Origin of the sequence: Streptosporangium sp. NBC_01755 (genome assembly GCF_035917995.1) — a bacterium.
GTDB lineage: Bacteria > Actinomycetota > Actinomycetes > Streptosporangiales > Streptosporangiaceae > Streptosporangium.
Window position 1 is genome coordinate 6,098,564 of sequence record NZ_CP109131.1, and the last position, 17,725, is coordinate 6,116,288.

Consider the following 17,725-nt stretch of genomic DNA (forward strand, 5'->3'; position numbering starts at 1 on the left):
TGTGTCCCCCAGCGTGAAGCTGTGAACTACAAATCTTGAACGTGAACAAACGACCGCCCAGGAGTGACTCCTGGGCTTCATCTGTGGGGTAGGCGATCCGTGAGTCCGACCCGCCGTTCCGCACGGCGTCCGTTGGCCCGCCGCCGGGTGCCACGCGCTGCCGCTCTGGCGCTGCTGCTGGTTTCCCTGACGGCGTGCAGTGCCGAAGAATGGTCCCGAGGCGGCTTGCCCGAGGGCGTCACCAAGCAGTCCGAATCCGTCCAGAGCCTGTGGAACGGATCGTGGATCGCCGCCCTCGCCACCGGTGTGGTCGTGTGGGGTCTGATCCTCTGGTCCGTCGCCTTCCACCGTAAGAAGAAGAACTCCACGGAGGAGCTGCCGCCTCAGGTGCGGTACAACCTGCCGATCGAGATCCTCTACACGGTGGTGCCGATCATCATGGTCGGCGTGTTCTTCTTCTTCACCGCGCGGGACCAGAACTACATCAACACCCTGTCCGGCAAGCCCGACGTGAAGGTCAAGGTCGAGGGCTTCCAGTGGAGCTGGCGCTTCACGACGGAGTACAACGGCAAGACCGTCCAGGTCGTGGGCCTGCCCGCGGCCGACTACACCAAGGGCCCCGAGCTGGTGCTGCCGGTCGAGAAGAACGTCGAGTTCGATCTCCACTCGCCGGACGTCATCCACTCCTTCTGGGTCCCGGCGTTCCACTTCAAGCGCGACGTGATCCCGGGTGTGACCAACAAGTTCGAGGTCCAGACGCTGAACAAGGCAGGCGTCTACGCCGGTCGCTGCGCCGAGCTCTGCGGTGTGGATCACAGCCGGATGCTCTTCTCGGTGAAGCTCGTGCCCCAGGCCGAGTTCGACCAGTACATCGCTAGCCAGGCGGGTGCCCAGTGACCGCACTTAACGAGCCCCTTGTCCTCTCCCCGGCGCCGACCCGTAAGGGCTCGGTCGTCGTCAAGTGGGCGACGTCCACCGATCACAAGATCATCGGACATCTCTACCTGATCACCTCGTTCGTCTTCTTCCTGATCGGCGGCGTCATGGCGCTGATCATGCGGGCGGAGCTGGCGCAGCCGGGCCTCCAGCTGACCACGAACGAGCAGTTCAACCAGCTGTTCACCATGCACGGCACCGTCATGCTGCTGATGTTCGCGACCCCGCTGTTCGCCGGGTTCGCCAACGAGCTGATGCCGCTGCAGATCGGCGCGCCCGATGTCGCCTTCCCGCGGCTGAACATGGTCAGCTACTGGCTCTTCACCTTCGGCAGCACCATCGCCCTGTCGGGCTTCCTCACCCCGGGCGGCGCGGCCAGCTTCGGCTGGTTCGCCTACACCCCGCTGTCGAACGCGATCAGCTCCCCGGGAATCGGCGGCGACCTGTGGATCGTCGGCCTGACCATCAGCGGTCTGGGCACGATCCTCGGCTCGGTGAACTTCATCACCACGATCGTGTGCATGCGCGCGCCCGGCATGACGATGTTCCGCCTGCCGATGTTCACCTGGAACGTGCTGCTCACCTCGATCCTGGTGCTGATGGCCTTCCCGGTGCTGGCCGCCGCGCTGCTGGCGCTGGAGTCCGACCGCAAGCTCGGTACGCACATCTTCGACCCCGCCACCGGCGGGGCACTGCTCTGGCAGCACCTGTTCTGGTTCTTCGGCCATCCCGAGGTCTACATCATCGCGCTGCCGTTCTTCGGCATCGTGACCGAGATCCTGCCCGTCTTCAGCCGCAAGCCGCTGTTCGGCTACATCGGCCTGGTGGCCGCGACCATCGCCATCGCGGGTCTGTCGATCACGGTGTGGGCGCACCACATGTTCGCCACCGGCCAGGTGCTGCTGCCGTTCTTCTCCTTCATGACGTTCCTCATCGCGGTGCCCACCGGGGTGAAGTTCTTCAACTGGATCGGCACCATGTGGCGCGGCCACCTGTCGTTCGAGTCGCCGATGCTGTTCTCGATCGGCTTCCTGGTGACCTTCCTGTTCGGTGGTCTGACCGGGGTCATTCTGGCCTCCCCGCCGTTGGACTTCCAGGTGTCCGACTCCTACTTCGTGGTCGCGCACTTCCACTACGTGGTGTTCGGCACCGTGGTGTTCGCGATGTTCGCCGGCTTCTACTTCTGGTGGCCCAAGTTCACCGGCAAGATGCTGAACGACAGGCTGGGCAAGATCCACTTCTGGACGCTGTTCGTCGGCTTCCACGCGACCTTCCTGGTCCAGCACTGGCTGGGCGCGCAGGGCTTCCCGCGCCGCTACGCCGACTACAGCCCGATCGACGGGTTCACCGACCTCAACATGGTCTCCTCGGTGGGCGCGTTCCTGCTGGGCGCCTCCACGCTGCCGTTCCTCTACAACGTGTGGAAGACCCACAAGACCGCACCCCAGGTCACCGTGGACGACCCGTGGGGCTACGGCAACTCCCTGGAATGGGCGACGTCCTGCCCGCCGCCGAGGCACAACTTCACCTCGCTGCCTCGCATCCGGTCCGAGCGCCCGGCGTTCGACCTCAAGTACCCGCACGCACCGGCCCCCCGTGAGCTGGAGGAGAACGAATGAAGGTCCAGGGCTGGTTGTTCATCCTCTGCGGCGTCTTCTTCGCCGCCGTGGACGTCGTCTACTGGTACTGGTCGAAGGAGCCGGTAGGCACGACGGCGATGGCCATCTCGGTGGGCTTCGCGCTCATGATCGGCTACTACCTGATGTACACGGCCCGCCGGATCGGCGATCAGCCGGAGGACGACAAGCAGGGCGAGATCAGCGAGGGTGCCGGAGAGCTCGGCTTCTTCAGCCCGCACAGCTGGTGGCCGCTCTTCGTCTGCCTGGCCGTCTCGCTCGCCGGGGTCGGCCTGGTCATCGGCTGGTGGCTGTTCCTGATCGGCGTGTTCGCGATCATCATGAGCATGATCGGTTTCGTTTTCGAGTACTACCGGGGCAACTTCTCGCACTGACCCCGCGTATCACCGCGAAAAGCGGGCCACGGAAAAACTTCCGTGGCCCGCTTTTTGGCGTTTATTTGGGGCTCAGGGTGGATGTCTTATGTGGTGGACCGCTTACTCCGGGTAATAACTGAATCAGTGGTTCAGTCCGGGACAGGGGAGTTCATGTGGGGCACGCGATCCGTGGTTCGAGCCAGGGAGCGGGACTGCTGGCCCTCGTGCTGGTGACGACCTCCTGCTCGACAAGCACAGCCGTACGCCAGGACCGGACGCCGCAGGCGTCCCAGCAGGCGGAGTCCGCCGCCGCCGTGGTCACCGTGGCACCGCTCAAGGGGGCCAGGGGAGTGCCCACGGACACCCCCGTCCTGGTCGCGGTGGAGGGCGGCACCCTGAAGTCGGTCACCGTCAGGGCCGTGAAGGGCGCCAAAGGCTCTCTGCCGGGCGTTCTCAGCGCCGACGGTACACAGTGGCGCAGCCGCGGTACGGCGGCTCCAGGAGCCTCCTACGAGGTCTCGGTGACGGCGGTCAATCCGGCGGGCGCCGTCACCGAGACGACCTCGTCCTTCTCCACGGTGAAGAGCCGCGAGACCTTCGCGATCGAGAGCCTCATGCCGGACCGGGACATGACCGGTCTGACCGTCGGCGTGGGCATGCCGGTGATGATCACTTTCGACCGTGCCGTCACCGACCGCGTCTCCGTCGAGCGCAACCTGTTCGTCCGTACCTCCAGGCCGGTCCTGGGGGCGTGGCACTGGTTCGACGACCGCAACGTTCACTTCCGCCCGAAGAACTTCTGGCCCTCGGGCACCAAGGTCAGGGTCGAGGCCCGGCTGGCAGGGGTGCGCGGTGGCGCCGGCCTGTACGGAGCGGCGAACCGGACGGTCAACTTCAAGGTCGGCCGCTCGCAGATCACCCGGGGCACCATCCCCTCCCACCACCTCACCGTGCGGCGCAACGGCAGGGTCGTCAGGGAGATGCCGATGAGCGCGGGCCAGGGCGGTGTCTGGAAGTACCACACGACCAGCGGCGTGCACCTGGCCATGTCCCGGGAGAACGTCACGGTGATGACCTCTCCGGGCATCGGGCCCGGCTCGCCCGGCTACTACCAGCTGACCGTCTACAACACGGTCCGCATCTCCAACAGCGGCGAGTACATCCACAGCGCCCCGTGGTCGGTCGGGTCCCAGGGCTACTCCAACGTCAGCCACGGCTGCGTCAACGTCAGCCCGAGCAACGCCAAGTGGTTCCTCGACAACACCCTGATCGGGGACCCGATCATCATCACCGGCTCGCCCCGCGCCCTGGAGCCCACCAACGGCTGGGGTCACTGGCAGGAGAGCTGGCGGGAATGGCTCAAGTGGAGCAGCCTCAAGCACTTCACCACCGACGACGTCTGAGTCCGCGGTGCTGTGGCGAGGCGCGGAGGTGCCCGCCCGGTCCCACTGAGGGCAGAGGGCGACGTGGTGCCGGCCAAAGGGAACGCGCGGGGCCGGGAGGCCAAGGCCCTCCTGAGGACCCCCGAGGACCCCCGACCCCCGAGGACCCCTGAGGGCCTCGGGAGGGCCTTCTGAGGCCGGGGTCGGTGCCTTTTCCCGGAAAGGGCGCGAAAAGACGTAGGGGCCCGGACACCGTGCGGTGTCCGGGCCCCTCGTGTGGCGTCAGCCGCGGGTGGGTCAGTGGGTCAGGGACTTGTCGTCTCCGCCCTGGCCGACCGCCGCGTGCTCATCGTGGCCCTCACCGTGGCCGTGGCCGTCGTCGAGCGGGATCTTCTCGCCGCCGTAGGCCGTGCTCATCTTGGCGCGAAGCTTGCCAAGCGGGCCGCGCATCGCCTTGGACGGGATGCCGTCGTCTCCGCCGCCGCCGGCGGTGATGACCGGGATCGGCTCCTTGCCCCGCATGTGGGCCTCGATGGCCTCGTTGGGCGGGACGTGGACCTCGATGTACTCGCCGTGCGGCAGTCGCTTGATCACGCCGGACTCCACGCCGTGGCCGATGATGGCCGCGTCGGCGCGCTGCAGGCCCAGGCAGACCCGGTAGGTGACGTAGTAGGCGATCGCCGGACCGACGAAGATCAGGACCCGGCCGACGTAGGTCGTCCAGTTCAGCGACACCTGGAAGAACGCGGCGATCTCGTCGTTGGCGCCGAGCAGCCACAGGACCCCGTAGAAGGTCATCGCGGAAATGCCGATCGAGGTGCGGTGCGGGTTGTTGCGGGGACGGTCCACGACGTGGTGCTCGCGGCGGTCTCCGGTGACCCACTGCTCGATGAACGGGTACAGCGCCAGGCCCGTCATGATGATGCCCATCGGCACCAGCGCCGGGATCAGCACGCTCATCGGCAGCGTGAAGCCCAGGACGTTGATCTCCCAGGCGGGCATCAGACGGAGCGCGCCTTCGAGGAAGCCCATGTAGAAGTCGGGCTGCGAGCCCGCCGAGATGTCGGCCGGGGTGTAGGGGCCGTACAGCCAGATCGGGTTGATCTGGGCGAAGGTGCCCAGCAGCGCGATGACCCCGAACGTGAACATGAAGTAGGCGCCGGCCTTGATCATGAAGGCCGGGTAGAACGGCGCGCCCACCACGTTCTCGTTCGTGCGGCCCTTGCCCGGCATCTGCGTGTGCTTCTGGACCCACATCAGGATCATGTGAGCCGAGATGAGCGCCAGCAGGATGCCCGGGATGAGCAGGATGTGCAGCGAGTAGAACCGGGAGACGATGTCCACGCCGGGGTACTCGCCGCCGAAGAGGAAGAACGTGATCCAGGTGCCGACCAGCGGCAGCGAGATCGCCACACCCTCGGTGATCCGCAGACCGGCGCCGGAGAGCAGGTCGTCGGGGAGGGAGTAGCCGGTCAGCCCCGCGGCCAGCGCCAGCGTCAGCAGCAGCACGCCGATCAGCCAGTTCAGCTCGCGCGGCTTGCGGTAGGCGCCGGTGAAGAACACCCGCAGCGCGTGCACCATCATGCCGCCGATGAACAGCAGCGCGGCCCAATGGTGCATCTGCCGCATCAGCAGACCGCCGCGCACGTCGAAGCTGATCGCCAGCGACGACGCGTACGCCTCGGACATCATGACGCCCTGCAGCGGGCCGTACGAGCCGGTGTACTCCACGTGGCCCATGCTGGGCTTGAAGAAGAACGTCAGGAACGTGCCGGTCAGCAGCAGGATGATGAACGAGTAGAGCGCGATCTCACCGAGCAGGAACGACCAGTGGTCGGGGAAGATCTTCCGCAGGTTCCGCCGCAGGAAGTTCCCCGCCCCGATGCGGTCGTCGACGAAGTTGCCCGCGCCCGCGATGGGCTTCGGAACGTCCTGGGTGCTCATGATTGGGCTCCCTTCTCACGGGCCTCGGCCTCGGCGTCGCCACGTTCCCAGAAACTGGGACCGACGGGGACGGGGAAGTCCGCCGTCGCCACGAGGTACCCCTCGTCGTCCACGGCGATCGGCAGCTGGGGCAGCGGCCGGGCCGCCGGACCGAAGATGACCTTGGCTCCGTCGGCGGCGTCGAAGGTCGACTGATGACACGGGCACAGGATGTGGTGCGTGGTCTGCTCGTACAGGGCCGCGGGGCAGCCGACGTGCGTGCAGATCTTGGAGTACGCCACGATCCCGTCGTGGGTCCAGTTCAGGTTCGTCCCGGACTTGAGCTCTTCGGGGCGGAACTTGATCAGGATCAGGGTGGCCTTGGCCAGCGCGTTCAGGTCGTGCTCGTATCCCTCGGGCACCACGGAGAGGATGCCGCCGGGGGAGTTGAAGTCGGCAGCCCGGATGGGCGAGCCGCTGCCCTCGACGAGGAGCTTGCGGAACTTGCCGTCCTTGGTCTTCTCCCCCCAGACGGTGTGCCGCAGCTTGGCGGGGAAGTCCTTGTAGCTCGGGCCGAGGTCGCGCAGCAGGACCAGCGGGGCCAGGCCGAGCGGGGCGGCCGCCGCCAGCAGGGTGCGGCGCAGCAGCGGGCGCTTGGTGATGCCGCTCTCGGCCGCGCCCTGCAGGAAGGTCTCGCCGACGTAGGACCGGGTCTCGGCGTCGGAGGCCATCGGGTGGCGCTCCTGGACCAGGTTGTACTTGGGCATGACCATGCGGACCCAGGTCACCATGCCCGCGGCCAGCCCGAGCAGGGCCAGCGTGAGCGTGCCGCCCAGCGCGAGGTTGGAGACCTGCGTCTTCTCGATGTCGCCGACCTGGAAGACGACGTACGACACCACGAAGCCGATGCCGGCCAGGAAGGCGACGAGGAAGCAGAGGGCGGCGTACTTCTCGCCCTTCTTCGCGGTCGTCTCGTCCTGCGGGGTCACGCCGGGAACCCGCACGACGTCAGTCGCCGCAGGCTCCTCGGCGCCGAGCAGGGAGGTGCTCGCCGCGGGCGGGGGGGTGCCGATGACGCGCCTTGGCACGCGTTCCTCCGGCTGTTCGATGCCGTGATTGTTCTCAGTCATTTGGCCTGTCGCCTCTTCGCGGTGATCCAGATGGCGGCCAGGGAGAGGAGGCTGAGTCCGACGACCCAGGCCACCAGACCCTCGGTGACCGGGCCGATACGGCCCAGACCGGCGCCGCCCGGGTTGGGCTCCTCACGCACGCCCACGATGTAGGCGATCATGTCCCGCTTCTGCTCGGGAGTGATGATGCTGTCGTTGAACACCGGCATCGCCTGGGGGCCGGTGGCCATGGCCTCGTAGATCTGCGTCGGAGTGGACTGGTCGAGCGGCGGAGCGTACTTGCCCTGGGTCAGGGCGCCGCCGGAGCCGACGAAGTTGTGGCACTGGATGCAGTTCGCACGGAACAGCTCGCCGCCCCTGGCCTTGTCGCCCTTGGCGGGGTCGACCTGCTCGGCGCTCGGCACGGCCGGACCGCCGCCGAGTGACTGGATGTAGGCGCTGAGCTGCCTGACGGCGAGATAGGTGCCGTCGGGAAGCTTGGTCTTGGCGACCCACGGCGCCAGGGGTTTGCGAGGTGCCTGCGCGCCGGGGTTGGCCAGGGGCATGCGGCCGCTGCTGACCTGGAAGTCCACCGAGGCGGCGCCGACGCCGATCAGGGTCGGCCCCTGGGCGGTGCCCTCGGCGTTGAGCCCGTGGCAGCTGGAGCAGCTCTGCTCGAAGAGCTTCTTGCCCTCGGCCACGTCGTCGGCCCTGCCGGACGCGATGGCGGCGTCGGCCTGCCTGCTGGAGGTGACCGTCAGGGCAACGGTGTAGACCCCGCCGATCAGGGCCAGGGCCAGGAGCAGGACGGCGTATCTCGCGAGGGGATGCCGCCGCCCAGCGGTGATCCTATTCACAGAGATCCCCGATTCCTTATTGAATTCCATAGATGGTCACGAAAAGGGCGATCCAGACCACGTCGACGAAGTGCCAGTAGTAGGACACGACGATCGCGCTGGTCGCCTGCTCACGGGTGAAGCGCTTCGCGGCGTACGTGCGTCCCAGCATGAAGAGGAACGCGATCAGTCCACCGGTCACGTGGAGGCCGTGGAAGCCCGTGGTCAGGTAGAACACCGAGTCGTACGCGGTGTGCGACAGGGTGTGTCCCTCGTGGACCAGCTCGTTGTACTCGTACAGCTGGCCCGCCACGAACACGGAGCCCATCAGGAAGCTGACGATGTACCAGAAACGCAGCTTGGCGACCTGGCCCTTCTCTGCCGCCCACACGCCCAGCTGGCAGGTCACACTCGACAGGACCAGGATGATCGTGTTGCCCAGGGCGAAGGGGACGTTCAGGTGGGCCTCCGGCCAGGGCATTCCCTGGCTGAGGCTCACCGACCGGATGGTGAAGTACATCGCGAACAGCGCCGCGAAGAACATGAGCTCGGAGGACAGCCAGACGATCGTCCCGACGCTGACCAGATCGGGTCTGCGGGACGAGTGTGCTGTCGTCGTCGTTGAGATTGCGGATGCTGTCGCCACGGGCAGCATTATTGCGGCTCTGCTGCTCGGGTCGCCGCACGACCCCCCGATAGGAGGTGTACACGCCACTAAAAAGTGGACGTATAGGGCAATTTGCTCAGCTGTGGCTCCGGCCTGGGTCTCCAGGTCGGCTGACCGGTAGCATCCCAGGTGACCATACATCGACGAGGGATAGTGAGCGCGACCGTGAGCACCGACGACAAGATGAGGGTCCTCGTCTACAGCGACGACGCGAGCACCCGCGAGAAGGTGCGGCAGGCACTCGGCCGCCGCCCCGCCGACGACGTGCCCCTCGTGGAGATCGTGGAGTGCGCCACCCACGCCAAGGTCGTCCAGCACTTCGACTCCGGTGAGATCGACGTCGCCGTGCTCGACGCCGAGGCCCAGCCGGCGGGCGGCATGGGGGTGGCCCGCCAGGCCAAGGACGAGGTCCACGACTGCCCGCCGATCTGCCTGCTGATCGCCCGCCGTGACGACCGCTGGCTGGCCGAGTGGTCACGCGCCGAGGCCGTCGTGCCGCAGCCGATCGACCCGGTAGTCCTCGCGGAGACCGTCGCCGACCTGATGCGCCGCCGCCTGTCCACCCGTCTGACCGCCCGGTAAAACCTCCTGGAGACCTGCATGGACGCGCGCACCACCTGGCCGGCGCTGTTGTCCGCCCTGCTCGCGGGCGAGCACCTGACCGCGGACGAGACCGCCTGGGCGATGAACCAGATCATGTCCGGCTCCGCCACGCCCGCCCAGTTCGCGGGCTTCGCGGTGGCGCTGCGGGCGAAGGGCGAGACGGTCGCGGAGGTGACCGGACTGGCGCGGACGATGCTGGAGCTGGCCACCCCGCTGACGGTCGAGGGCCCCGTGGTCGACATCGTCGGCACCGGCGGTGACCGGGCACATACCGTCAACGTCTCCACCATGGCCGCGATCGTGGCCGCCGCGGCGGGGGCCAGGGTCGTCAAGCACGGCAACCGGGCCGCCTCCTCCTCGTGCGGCGCCGCCGACGTCCTGGAACACCTGGGAATCGTGCTCGACCTGCCCCCGGCCGACACCGCCAGAGTCGCGGTGGAGGCCGGCATCGCCTTCTGCTTCGCGCCGGTCTACCACCCGGCGTTCCGCTTCGCGGGCCCGCCGCGCAAGGAGCTCGGCGTCCCCACGGTCTTCAACTTCCTGGGCCCGCTGACCAACCCGGCCAGGCCCGCCGCCCAGGCGATCGGCATCTTCGACGCGGGCATGCTCCCCGTCGTCGCCGGAGTCTTCGCCGAGCGCGGGGTCTCCGCCCTGGTCTTCCGGGGCGACGACGGGCTGGACGAGCTCACCACCGCCACGACCTCCTCGGTCTGGGTGGTGCGCGAGGGCGGCGCGGAGCAGACCGTCTTCGATCCGGCGGTCCTCGACATCCCCCGGGCGGCACCCGACGCGTTGCGCGGCGGGGACGTGGCCTTCAACGCCAGGGCCGTGCACGATCTGGTCGGCGGGAAAGCCGGCCCGGTCCGCGACGCGGTGCTGCTGAACGCCGCGGCCGCGCTGGTCGCCCTCGACGGTGCCGCCATCGACGGTGCCGCCATCGACGGTGCCGCCCTCGACGGTGCCGCCGGCGACGGTGCCGCCGGCGACCTGAACGCCGGGATGGCCGCGGGCTACGAGCGTGCGATGCGGGCCGTCGACTCCGGTGCCGCCGCCGAGACCCTCGACCGCTGGATCGCGGTCAGCCGGTCGTCGAAGCAGTCCTGAGCCGCCCTCGCCTCGCGGGACGAGCCACCCGGCCGTCGTCGTGAGTCCTCCCGGGAGTGAGTCCTCCCGGGAGCGTCGTCGAACCTCCTTGGGCGTGGGCACCCGCCCACCGCTCCAAGGAGCGGCGGGCGACGTCCGGGCCGTCCCCGCACTGGACGTCTCTCCGCTCCCGGGGGGATGGAAGATCCGCCCGGGAGCGGATGTGACACCCGGAGGCGCCGTTCTAGATTGCGTTCATGTGGCGTGCTGACCCCCTGAGCGAGCAGATGTTTCCCGTCCTGCTGGCCTGTGTGGTGCTCGGACTGTGCGTGGCCGTCGCGAGCCTGGTGTGGGAGCGCAGGCTCCTGCTGCTGAGGCTCCGGTCCGTAGAGGACAGGTTCGTCGGTCAGCAGGAGGCACTGGTCCGCGCCCAGTTCGCGGAGAGGCGGGCGCGCATCGCCCGCGAACTGAACGACGTGGTCGCCCACGGGATCAGCATGATGACCCTCGGCGTGGGCGCCGGACGGATGATCATGGACAAGGACCCCGAGCGGGCCAGGAAGACCCTGCGGGTGGCCGAGGAGTCGGGGCGCCAGACGCTCGTCGAGCTCCAGCGCACCCTGTCACTGCTCGACCTCGACGGCTCCTCCGCGGGCAGGACGCCCCAGCCCAGGCTGTCCGACCTTCGGGACCTGTTCGCCCGGGTAGACGCGGAGGGCCTGCCCGTGGACATGGTCGAGGACGGCAGGCCCATCGAGATCGGGCTCACCCTTGAGCTGGTGGCCTACCGCATCGTCCAGGAGGCGCTCGCCAACACCCTGCGACACGCCGGCGCCCGCTCGGCCCGCGTCACGCTGCGCTGGCGGCCGGGCATCCTCGACGTGCTCGTACGGGACGACGGCCGGGCCGATCCCTCGGCGACCGCGGGACACGGCCTGCTCGGCATGCGTGAGCGGGCCGCCCTGTTCGGCGGGACGCTGGCGGCCGGGACCCTGCCCGGAGGGGGGTTCGAGGTGCGGGCGAGGCTGCCCACCACGGGCGAGGTGGGCCCGGACGTCGCCCGCGCGGCCAAGGGGGACGTCACCGACCTCGAACCGACCCGCCCTCGCCCCCGCCCCGCCGGCGCGGGTCAGTCGGACTCGCCGAGGCCGATCGAGAAGGCGGCGTCCAGATCGTGGCGGGAGTAGGCGCGGAAGGCGATGTTGGTCTCGGTGTGCAGCACCCCCGCCACCTTGTTGATCCGGCCGGGGACGACCTCGGCGATCTCCTCGTAGGCGGTGACGCGGACCATGGCCATCAGGTCGTACTCCCCGGTTATGGAGTAGACCTCGCTCACCCCGTCGATCTCGGCGATCGTCTGGGCGACCTCGGGGATCCGGTCCACCTCGGCGTTGATGTGAACGATCGCGGTGACCACGAGCTTCCTCCTCGTTGAGTATTGCCTGCCGCCTTTGACGCTATCAGCGCAGCGGACGGCCCTCGCGCGCCCGGCGCGGCTCGGCAGCCTGGTAGGCGCGGTCGATGCGGGCCTTGAGCCGGCCGGCACCCGAGGCGGGCAGGCTCCAGGTCCCCTCCACCTGCACCAGCCGCACCCCGGGGGACTCCAGCCAGCGCAGGACGCACTCGGTCTCCTCGGCGCTGGCGGCGTGGACCGGCCCGGGGCCGGGCGGCACCGTCTCGGCGGTGGCCGTCAGCGCCTCGACGAACGGGGTGGGGTGGGCGCCCTTCGGCATCACCCCGGCCGAGGCGAGCCGCCCGTACCGGATGACGTGGATCTCCCAGTCGCCGCTCGCCACGGGGGCGGCCGCGACCATCTGGGAGATGGAGGTCAGCGACCGCAGCCGCTGCATGCGGGCCGAGGTGCGGACGTAGGCGGCGAGCCGGTCGCGGTCGGCCGCGGCCTCCTCGTAGCGCTGGTCGAGGGCCAGGCGCTCCATCCTGGCCTCCATGGCGGAGAAGACGCCGGCCGCGTCCAGCTCCAGTGCCCGGCGCGCAGCCACGACGTGCACCGCGTACTCGCCGGGGGTCTCACGCCCCTCGCACGGCGCTCCGCACCTGCCGATCTCGGCGAGCGCGCAGGCGGAGCGCCTGGTACGCGGAGTGATCCGCTCGGTGCACTGCCGCAGCGGGATCGTCTCGTGCAGCGCGGTGCGGGCGTCCTCGGCGGCGCGGGTGCTGGTGAACGGGCCCAGGTAGGAGGCCTCGTCGTCCTTGACCTCGCGGACCACCGACAGGCGGGGGAAGAGTTCGTCGGTCAGCTTGAGCCAGAACATCTTCTCCGGATGGCGCGACCTGCGGTTGTAGCGGGGCTTGGCCGAGCCGATCAGCCTGAGTTCCCTGACCTCCGCCTCCAGCGGGGTCGCGCAGGCGATGGACCTGACCCGCGCGGCGATGCCGATCATCTCGCGGACGCGGGGCCGGGTCTCGCTCGCGGTGAAGTAACCGCGCACGCGGTTGCGCAGGTTGGTGCTCTTACCGACGTAGAGCGGGTCGCCGCCGGAGTCCTCGAAGACGTAGACGCCGGGTCCCGTCGGCACCGAGTCGGCCAGGTGTCGCTTGCGGCGCTGCTCGGGGGTGGGCGCGCGGACGAAGCCCTTGAGCTCCTCCAGCGTCTGCACCCCGAAGGAGCCCGCCCGCTCCAGCAGGGCGTGCAGCACGTCGACCGTGGCCCGCGCGTCGGCGAGCGCCCGGTGGCAGGGCTCGGTGTGACTGAAGATCGCGGCCAGCGTGGACAGCTTGCAGTTCGGCGCCTCGTCACGGGTCAGCAGCTTGCGGGCCAGGTCGACGGTGTCGACCACCTGATGGGCGGGCGGTGGATACCCGTGCGCGGCGCAGGCCGCCCTGATGAACCCCAGGTCGAATCCGGCGTTGTGCGCCACCAGGGTGGAGCCCGCGGCGAACTCCAGGAAGGACGGCAGCACCGACTCGATCCTCGGCGCGGCCACGACCATGCTGTCGGTGATGCCGGTCAGCACCGAGATGAAGGGCGGGATCGGTGAACCGGGGTCGACCAGGGTGCCGAACTCGCCGAGCACCTCACCGCCCCTGACCTTGACCGCACCGATCTCGGTGATCGCGTGCTCGCCCGCCGAGACGCCGGTGGTCTCCAGGTCGAACACGACGAAGGTGACCTGGCTGAGCGGTGTGCCCAGCTCGTCGAGTGTTCCCTGTACGGCGTAGTTCACGATTCACGACCATAGAAGCCCCGACCGACATTCGCCGCACCGGGCTTTCCCGGCGCCGGCCGCGCCGGACACCCGTGGTCCTCGCGCGGGGAAGGCGTCAACTCCAGTGGCTCCCGTCCGGCATTCGTTCGGGTAACTCTTCGAGGTCGCAGGTGGATGTCCGCATGTCCTCGGCCTGCCGGCGCTGTCGGTCCATCGCGCTCTCCCGGGTGGCGTGCGTCACAAGGCGATCCGCACAGTCGTAACCTAAGAGCAAGCGCTTGTCCATAAACAGTTCACGGCAGGGTCGGCGGCAGGCCGTCTTGCGGTCAGGTCGGGGTCAGGGTGCGGTAGCCGTACCCTTGACGTGAAGACCGATCCGAGTAGGGGCCGTGATGAGTTCAGCCGGAGAGGGCCTGTCTCGTCCGTTACCCGAGCAGGTTCGCTTACATGTCGTGGAGCTGGCATCCCAGATCCTCGGCTCCATGCCCGCCGCCTCGGTGCCGCCGCCGCTGAAGGGGATCGCCAAATTCGACCCCCGCAAGCGCGCCAAGCTGGGTGGCGCGCCCATCGCCGCGCAGCTGGAGACCGACAAGAAGTTCCGCGAACTGGTCGCGGAGACCCTGACCACCGGCTGGCCGGAACTGGTCGCGAGCCTCGCCGAGGGCGCGGTCCCGCCGGCCGCGGAGCCCGTCATGGTGGCCGCGGCCGCCTACCTGACCCGGCCGCCCGGCTGGGTGGACATGGTGGAGGCGGCTCGCGCGGACCTGGAGCGGTCGGCCGTCGCCGCCGAGGGTTCCGCGCAGGAGCAGACGCTCTCCCGGCTGCGCGAGCAGCTGGCCGGTCAGAAGAGCGCGGCCAAGGAGGAGTCCGAGCGACTGCGCGAGCAGCTCAAGACCTCGCGCTCGGAGGTCTCCGACCTGCGCCGAAGGCTGCACGAAGCCCGGGAGCGGGCCAGGGCGGCCGAGGCGCGTGCCGCCGACGCCTGGGAGGCGGCCGAGGAGGCGAAGGCCGCCGCGCTCTCGGCGGGGGGCACCGTGGAGAGCGAGCTGCGCCGCCTGCGTGAGCGGCTGGCCGACGCCGAGCGTCAGCTGGAGTCGACACGCAGGGCGGCCCGTGAGGGCCGCAGCGTGGAGGACACCAAGGTCCGCATGCTGCTCGACGCCCTGCAGGACGCCGCCGCGGGGCTTCGCAGGGAGCTCGCCCTGCCCTCCGGCATCCACCGTCCCGCCGACTCGGTGGCCTCGGTGGCGCCGGGCAGGCAAGGTGTCCAGGCGGTTCCCGCGCGGGCGCTCGCCGACGACGACCCCGCACTGCTCGACCAGTTGCTCGCGCTGCCGCAGATCCACCTGATCGTCGACGGCTACAACGTGACCAAGACCGGTTACGGCACGTTCACCCTCGCCGACCAGCGCAATCGCCTTCTCACCGGCCTCGGCGCGCTCTATGCGCAGACCCGTACCGAGCTGACCTGCGTTTTCGACGGAGCCGAGTTGAACGGTCCGGTTCCCGTGTCGGCGCCCAGGGGGGTGCGCGTGATGTTCAGCGCCCCGGGGCAGATCGCCGACGACCTGATCCGCCAGCTGGTCCGCGCCGAGCCCACGGGACGCGCGGTGGCGGTGGTCTCCTCGGATCGAGAGGTGGCCGAGTCGGTCCGCAGGATGGGCGCCCGGCCGGTCCCCTCGCTGCTTCTTCTGAAACGTCTGGGCCGGGCGTAAACCTTTCCTGCCCGTGGCGCATCGGATCATCCGGGAGGTTTGATTCGATGAAGAAGATCATAGTGCTCGCCCTCACCGTCCTCGCCGTGGGTGCGACCGTCACCACACCCGCGGCGGCCGCGACGGCCGCCATTCCCAAGGGCTTCCTGCTGTACGAGAAGGACGCCGCGAAGAAGGACGACGACCCCGAGACCAACTGGAAGGTCGGCAACTCGGCGAAGGCCGGGCTGGCCGTCAACCCGTGCGGCAAGGCCACGCTGGCCAGGGCCGGCAGGGTGGTCGCGCGGACGGTGACCTTCACCGGTGTCCCGGACTTCATGAAGGTCGAGCAGGTGATTCTGTACCGCTCGAAGGCGGCTGCCGCCGGAGCCGTCGCCCAGGTGCGCTCCGCCCTGACCGCCTGCCGCTCCAACACCGACGCGGGCTCCGCCTACCGCTACGCCTCCTCGCGCCTGACCGGGCTCGGAGACGAGGCGCTGAAGGTCTCCGGGCAGGTCTACTACGGAGGGAAGGCCGGGGTCGGCGGTGAGCGGAGCGTGCTGGTCAGGAAGGGCAACGCGGTCCTGGTCTACCTCTGGGCCGGAGAGTACTCCAAGCCCGCGCAGAGCGACTGGGCCACCCAGTTGCGCGACGCCAGAAAGATGACCGGCAAGATCTGCGGCATCGCCGGTTGCTGAGACGTCGCCGGCTGCTGACCGGGTGATCCCGGCGCTCGCCCGGGATACCGGAGCTGCCACCTGCGGCTGTAGAGCAAAGCATGCGAAAAGGTGATCTAAACCTTACTTGTTCTGTACTATTCGCCGCAGGTCTGTGCAGTCTGGAGGCGTTGACGTGGCCGTGGCTGGTGTGCCGGTTGGACTGATTCGGATACCGGTGGCGGCCGGGCTCGCCCTCGCACTGCTGATGCTGCCGGTGGGCGGAGCGTCCGCGGAGCCGAAGCCGACACTCGCGCAGGCCAAGAAGAAGCTGGAGAAGCTCAACGAGCAGGCCGATCAGGTCGTCGAGAAGTACAACCAGGCCTCGGAGAAGTGGAAGCGGGCCAGGAAGAAGTACATGACGCTGACCGGCGAACTCGCCCGCCAGAGCGAGCAGGTCGCCGGGCTGCGCAAGGAGCTCGTCACGATGGCGGTCAGCACCTACCAGGTCGGTGCGATCAACGGCTGGGAAGGCATGATCTACCAGTCCGACCCCGGCGCGCTGCTGAGCGGCCTGGCCGCGGTCGACCAGATGTCGGCTTCCCGCGCCCAGTCGCTGGGCGCCTTCGACACGGCCACCAAGACGCTGCGGATCAACAGGAACCTGGCCAAGGGTGCGCTGAGCGAGGCCGACGAGACGCGCGACGAGCTGGCCAGGGAGAAGGCCAAGGCCGACAAGATGGTCAGGGTCCAGACGAAGCTCCTGCGCGAACTCAACGTCTTCAAGGCGGGCGACCCGGACAGCACCGGAATCCAGTACACCGGCCCCGCCTCGGGCAACGCCCGCGCCGCGCTGCAGTTCGCCTTCGCGCAGGTCGGCAAGCCCTACCAGTACGGTGGCACGGGCCCCGGCGGCTGGGACTGCTCCGGCCTCCTCCAGGCCGCCTGGCGCAGCGGGGGAGTCAGCCTGCCGCGGACCACCTGGGAGCAGTGGAGCTGGGGCGCGAGCCGCAAGGTCTCACTGAACGACCTCCAGCCGGGCGACCTCATCTTCAGCGAGGGCCTGGGGCACGTCAGCATGTACGCGGGCAACGGCCGGATCGTGCACGCCCCGCAGACCGGCGACGTCGTCAAGGTCGTCCCGCTGTCGGCCTACGGCCGTCGTCTCGCCGGAGCCGTCCGCCCCTGACGCACGGTGCGGGGTCCTGCCCCGCCGGCCGTGTACCCGACGCCGGCCGTGTACCCGGTGCCTCGCACCGGGTACGGCACCTTCCGCCGGCTCCTCGAAGCGATGCTCGACGCCGCCGGGTTCGAGATTCGTCGAGGCGGACTTCGGAGAGTCGATCACGGCGCCCGCACGTGCGTCCGGCGCCGACCCGCCTGCCGGCGACCGCAGCTGCGGGGCCTCTCACTAGATCACCCGATAATCCGGCAAGTGTGATGAATATTACAGAAATCACGATTTATCAGGTGTGATGTCAGAAGTGTGACGAGAGTCATATCTCGATAGCATAAATGGCTATTAAGCAGGGATAACGGTAAGATCAAGAAGACTTATCGATCTTCCTGCTCGGTGAATGCTTTGCCAAAAATTGAAGAATCGGGGTAACTTCTGGCATTGCGACGTTCAAGCCAGGTCGTCGCGGTGAATGTCGGTCTTCGGGCCGGTTTCTCGA

At 68.7% G+C, this 17,725-nt stretch carries 16 protein-coding genes; 10 read left to right on the forward strand and 6 right to left on the reverse strand.

What is annotated here, in order from left to right:
* The first annotated feature begins 147 nt into the window (after positions 1–147).
* From ctaC to OG884_RS29050, 4 genes are all read left to right on the forward strand, one after another.
* Positions 148–897, forward strand: coding sequence for an aa3-type cytochrome oxidase subunit II (gene ctaC, locus OG884_RS29035; RefSeq protein ID WP_326638101.1), 750 nt, complete (start codon positions 148–150; stop codon positions 895–897).
* Positions 894–2,555: an aa3-type cytochrome oxidase subunit I gene (gene ctaD, locus OG884_RS29040; RefSeq protein ID WP_326638103.1), complete on the forward strand. Its 1,662-nt coding sequence runs from the start codon at positions 894–896 to the stop codon at positions 2,553–2,555. The genes ctaC and ctaD overlap by 4 nt, the downstream gene beginning before the upstream one ends.
* On the forward strand, positions 2,552–2,947 hold the full coding sequence (locus tag OG884_RS29045; RefSeq protein ID WP_326638105.1) for a cytochrome c oxidase subunit 4: 396 nt from the start codon (positions 2,552–2,554) through the stop codon (positions 2,945–2,947). The genes ctaD and OG884_RS29045 overlap by 4 nt, the downstream gene beginning before the upstream one ends.
* Before the next feature lie 155 nt (positions 2,948–3,102).
* Complete coding sequence (locus tag OG884_RS29050) at positions 3,103–4,332, forward strand: L,D-transpeptidase (RefSeq protein WP_326638106.1); 1,230 nt, start codon at positions 3,103–3,105, stop codon at positions 4,330–4,332.
* A gap of 276 nt (positions 4,333–4,608) precedes the next feature.
* On the opposite strand, the gene qcrB is transcribed toward OG884_RS29050, so the two are convergent.
* Genes qcrB through ctaE form a run of 4 tightly spaced genes read right to left on the reverse strand, consistent with a single transcriptional unit; the run spans position 4,609 to position 8,834 of the window.
* A complete protein-coding gene (gene qcrB, locus OG884_RS29055; protein ID WP_326638108.1) occupies positions 4,609–6,255 on the reverse strand; it encodes a cytochrome bc1 complex cytochrome b subunit in 1,647 nt (548 codons plus the stop codon).
* Positions 6,252–7,364: a cytochrome bc1 complex Rieske iron-sulfur subunit gene (gene qcrA, locus OG884_RS29060; RefSeq protein WP_326638110.1), complete on the reverse strand. Its 1,113-nt coding sequence runs from the start codon at positions 7,362–7,364 to the stop codon at positions 6,252–6,254. The genes qcrB and qcrA overlap by 4 nt, the downstream gene beginning before the upstream one ends.
* Positions 7,361–8,200 (reverse strand): cytochrome bc1 complex diheme cytochrome c subunit, encoded by an 840-nt coding sequence (gene qcrC / locus OG884_RS29065; RefSeq protein WP_326638112.1) that lies wholly within the window; start codon positions 8,198–8,200, stop codon positions 7,361–7,363. Before qcrC ends, qcrA begins: the two co-directional genes overlap by 4 nt.
* Before the next feature lie 16 nt (positions 8,201–8,216).
* The gene (gene ctaE / locus OG884_RS29070; protein ID WP_326638113.1) at positions 8,217–8,834 is read right to left on the reverse strand and encodes an aa3-type cytochrome oxidase subunit III; all 618 of its coding nucleotides are present in this window, start codon (positions 8,832–8,834) and stop codon (positions 8,217–8,219) included.
* Between the two features lie 195 nt (positions 8,835–9,029).
* Here ctaE and OG884_RS29075 point away from each other — a divergent pair, with 195 nt between their 5' ends.
* The 3 genes from OG884_RS29075 (at position 9,030) to OG884_RS29085 (ending at position 11,719) form a co-directional block, all read left to right on the forward strand.
* Positions 9,030–9,428: a hypothetical protein gene (locus OG884_RS29075; protein ID WP_326647023.1), complete on the forward strand. Its 399-nt coding sequence runs from the start codon at positions 9,030–9,032 to the stop codon at positions 9,426–9,428.
* Between the two features lie 18 nt (positions 9,429–9,446).
* Positions 9,447–10,553, forward strand: coding sequence for an anthranilate phosphoribosyltransferase (gene trpD / locus OG884_RS29080; RefSeq protein WP_326638114.1), 1,107 nt, complete (start codon positions 9,447–9,449; stop codon positions 10,551–10,553).
* Between the two features lie 236 nt (positions 10,554–10,789).
* A complete protein-coding gene (locus tag OG884_RS29085) occupies positions 10,790–11,719 on the forward strand; it encodes a sensor histidine kinase (protein ID WP_326638115.1) in 930 nt (309 codons plus the stop codon).
* On the opposite strand, the gene OG884_RS29090 is transcribed toward OG884_RS29085, so the two are convergent.
* Together OG884_RS29090 and OG884_RS29095 are read right to left on the reverse strand one after the other, a co-directional pair.
* Positions 11,662–11,949, reverse strand: coding sequence for an Lrp/AsnC family transcriptional regulator (locus OG884_RS29090; protein WP_326638116.1), 288 nt, complete (start codon positions 11,947–11,949; stop codon positions 11,662–11,664). The genes OG884_RS29085 and OG884_RS29090 overlap by 58 nt on opposite strands.
* Positions 11,950–11,992: 43 nt before the next feature.
* Complete coding sequence (locus OG884_RS29095) at positions 11,993–13,717, reverse strand: DEDD exonuclease domain-containing protein (RefSeq protein ID WP_326638118.1); 1,725 nt, start codon at positions 13,715–13,717, stop codon at positions 11,993–11,995.
* Positions 13,718–14,151: 434 nt separating this feature from the next.
* On the opposite strand from OG884_RS29095, the gene OG884_RS29100 reads away from it, so the two are divergent.
* From OG884_RS29100 to OG884_RS29110, 3 genes are all read left to right on the forward strand, one after another.
* A complete protein-coding gene (locus OG884_RS29100; RefSeq protein ID WP_326638119.1) occupies positions 14,152–15,414 on the forward strand; it encodes an NYN domain-containing protein in 1,263 nt (420 codons plus the stop codon).
* A gap of 47 nt (positions 15,415–15,461) precedes the next feature.
* On the forward strand, positions 15,462–16,091 hold the full coding sequence (locus OG884_RS29105) for a hypothetical protein (RefSeq protein ID WP_326638121.1): 630 nt from the start codon (positions 15,462–15,464) through the stop codon (positions 16,089–16,091).
* 169 nt (positions 16,092–16,260) lie between these two features.
* Positions 16,261–17,238, forward strand: a complete 978-nt coding sequence (locus OG884_RS29110) for a C40 family peptidase (protein WP_326638123.1) — start codon at positions 16,261–16,263, stop codon at positions 17,236–17,238.
* The last annotated feature ends 487 nt before the right edge of the window (positions 17,239–17,725 follow it).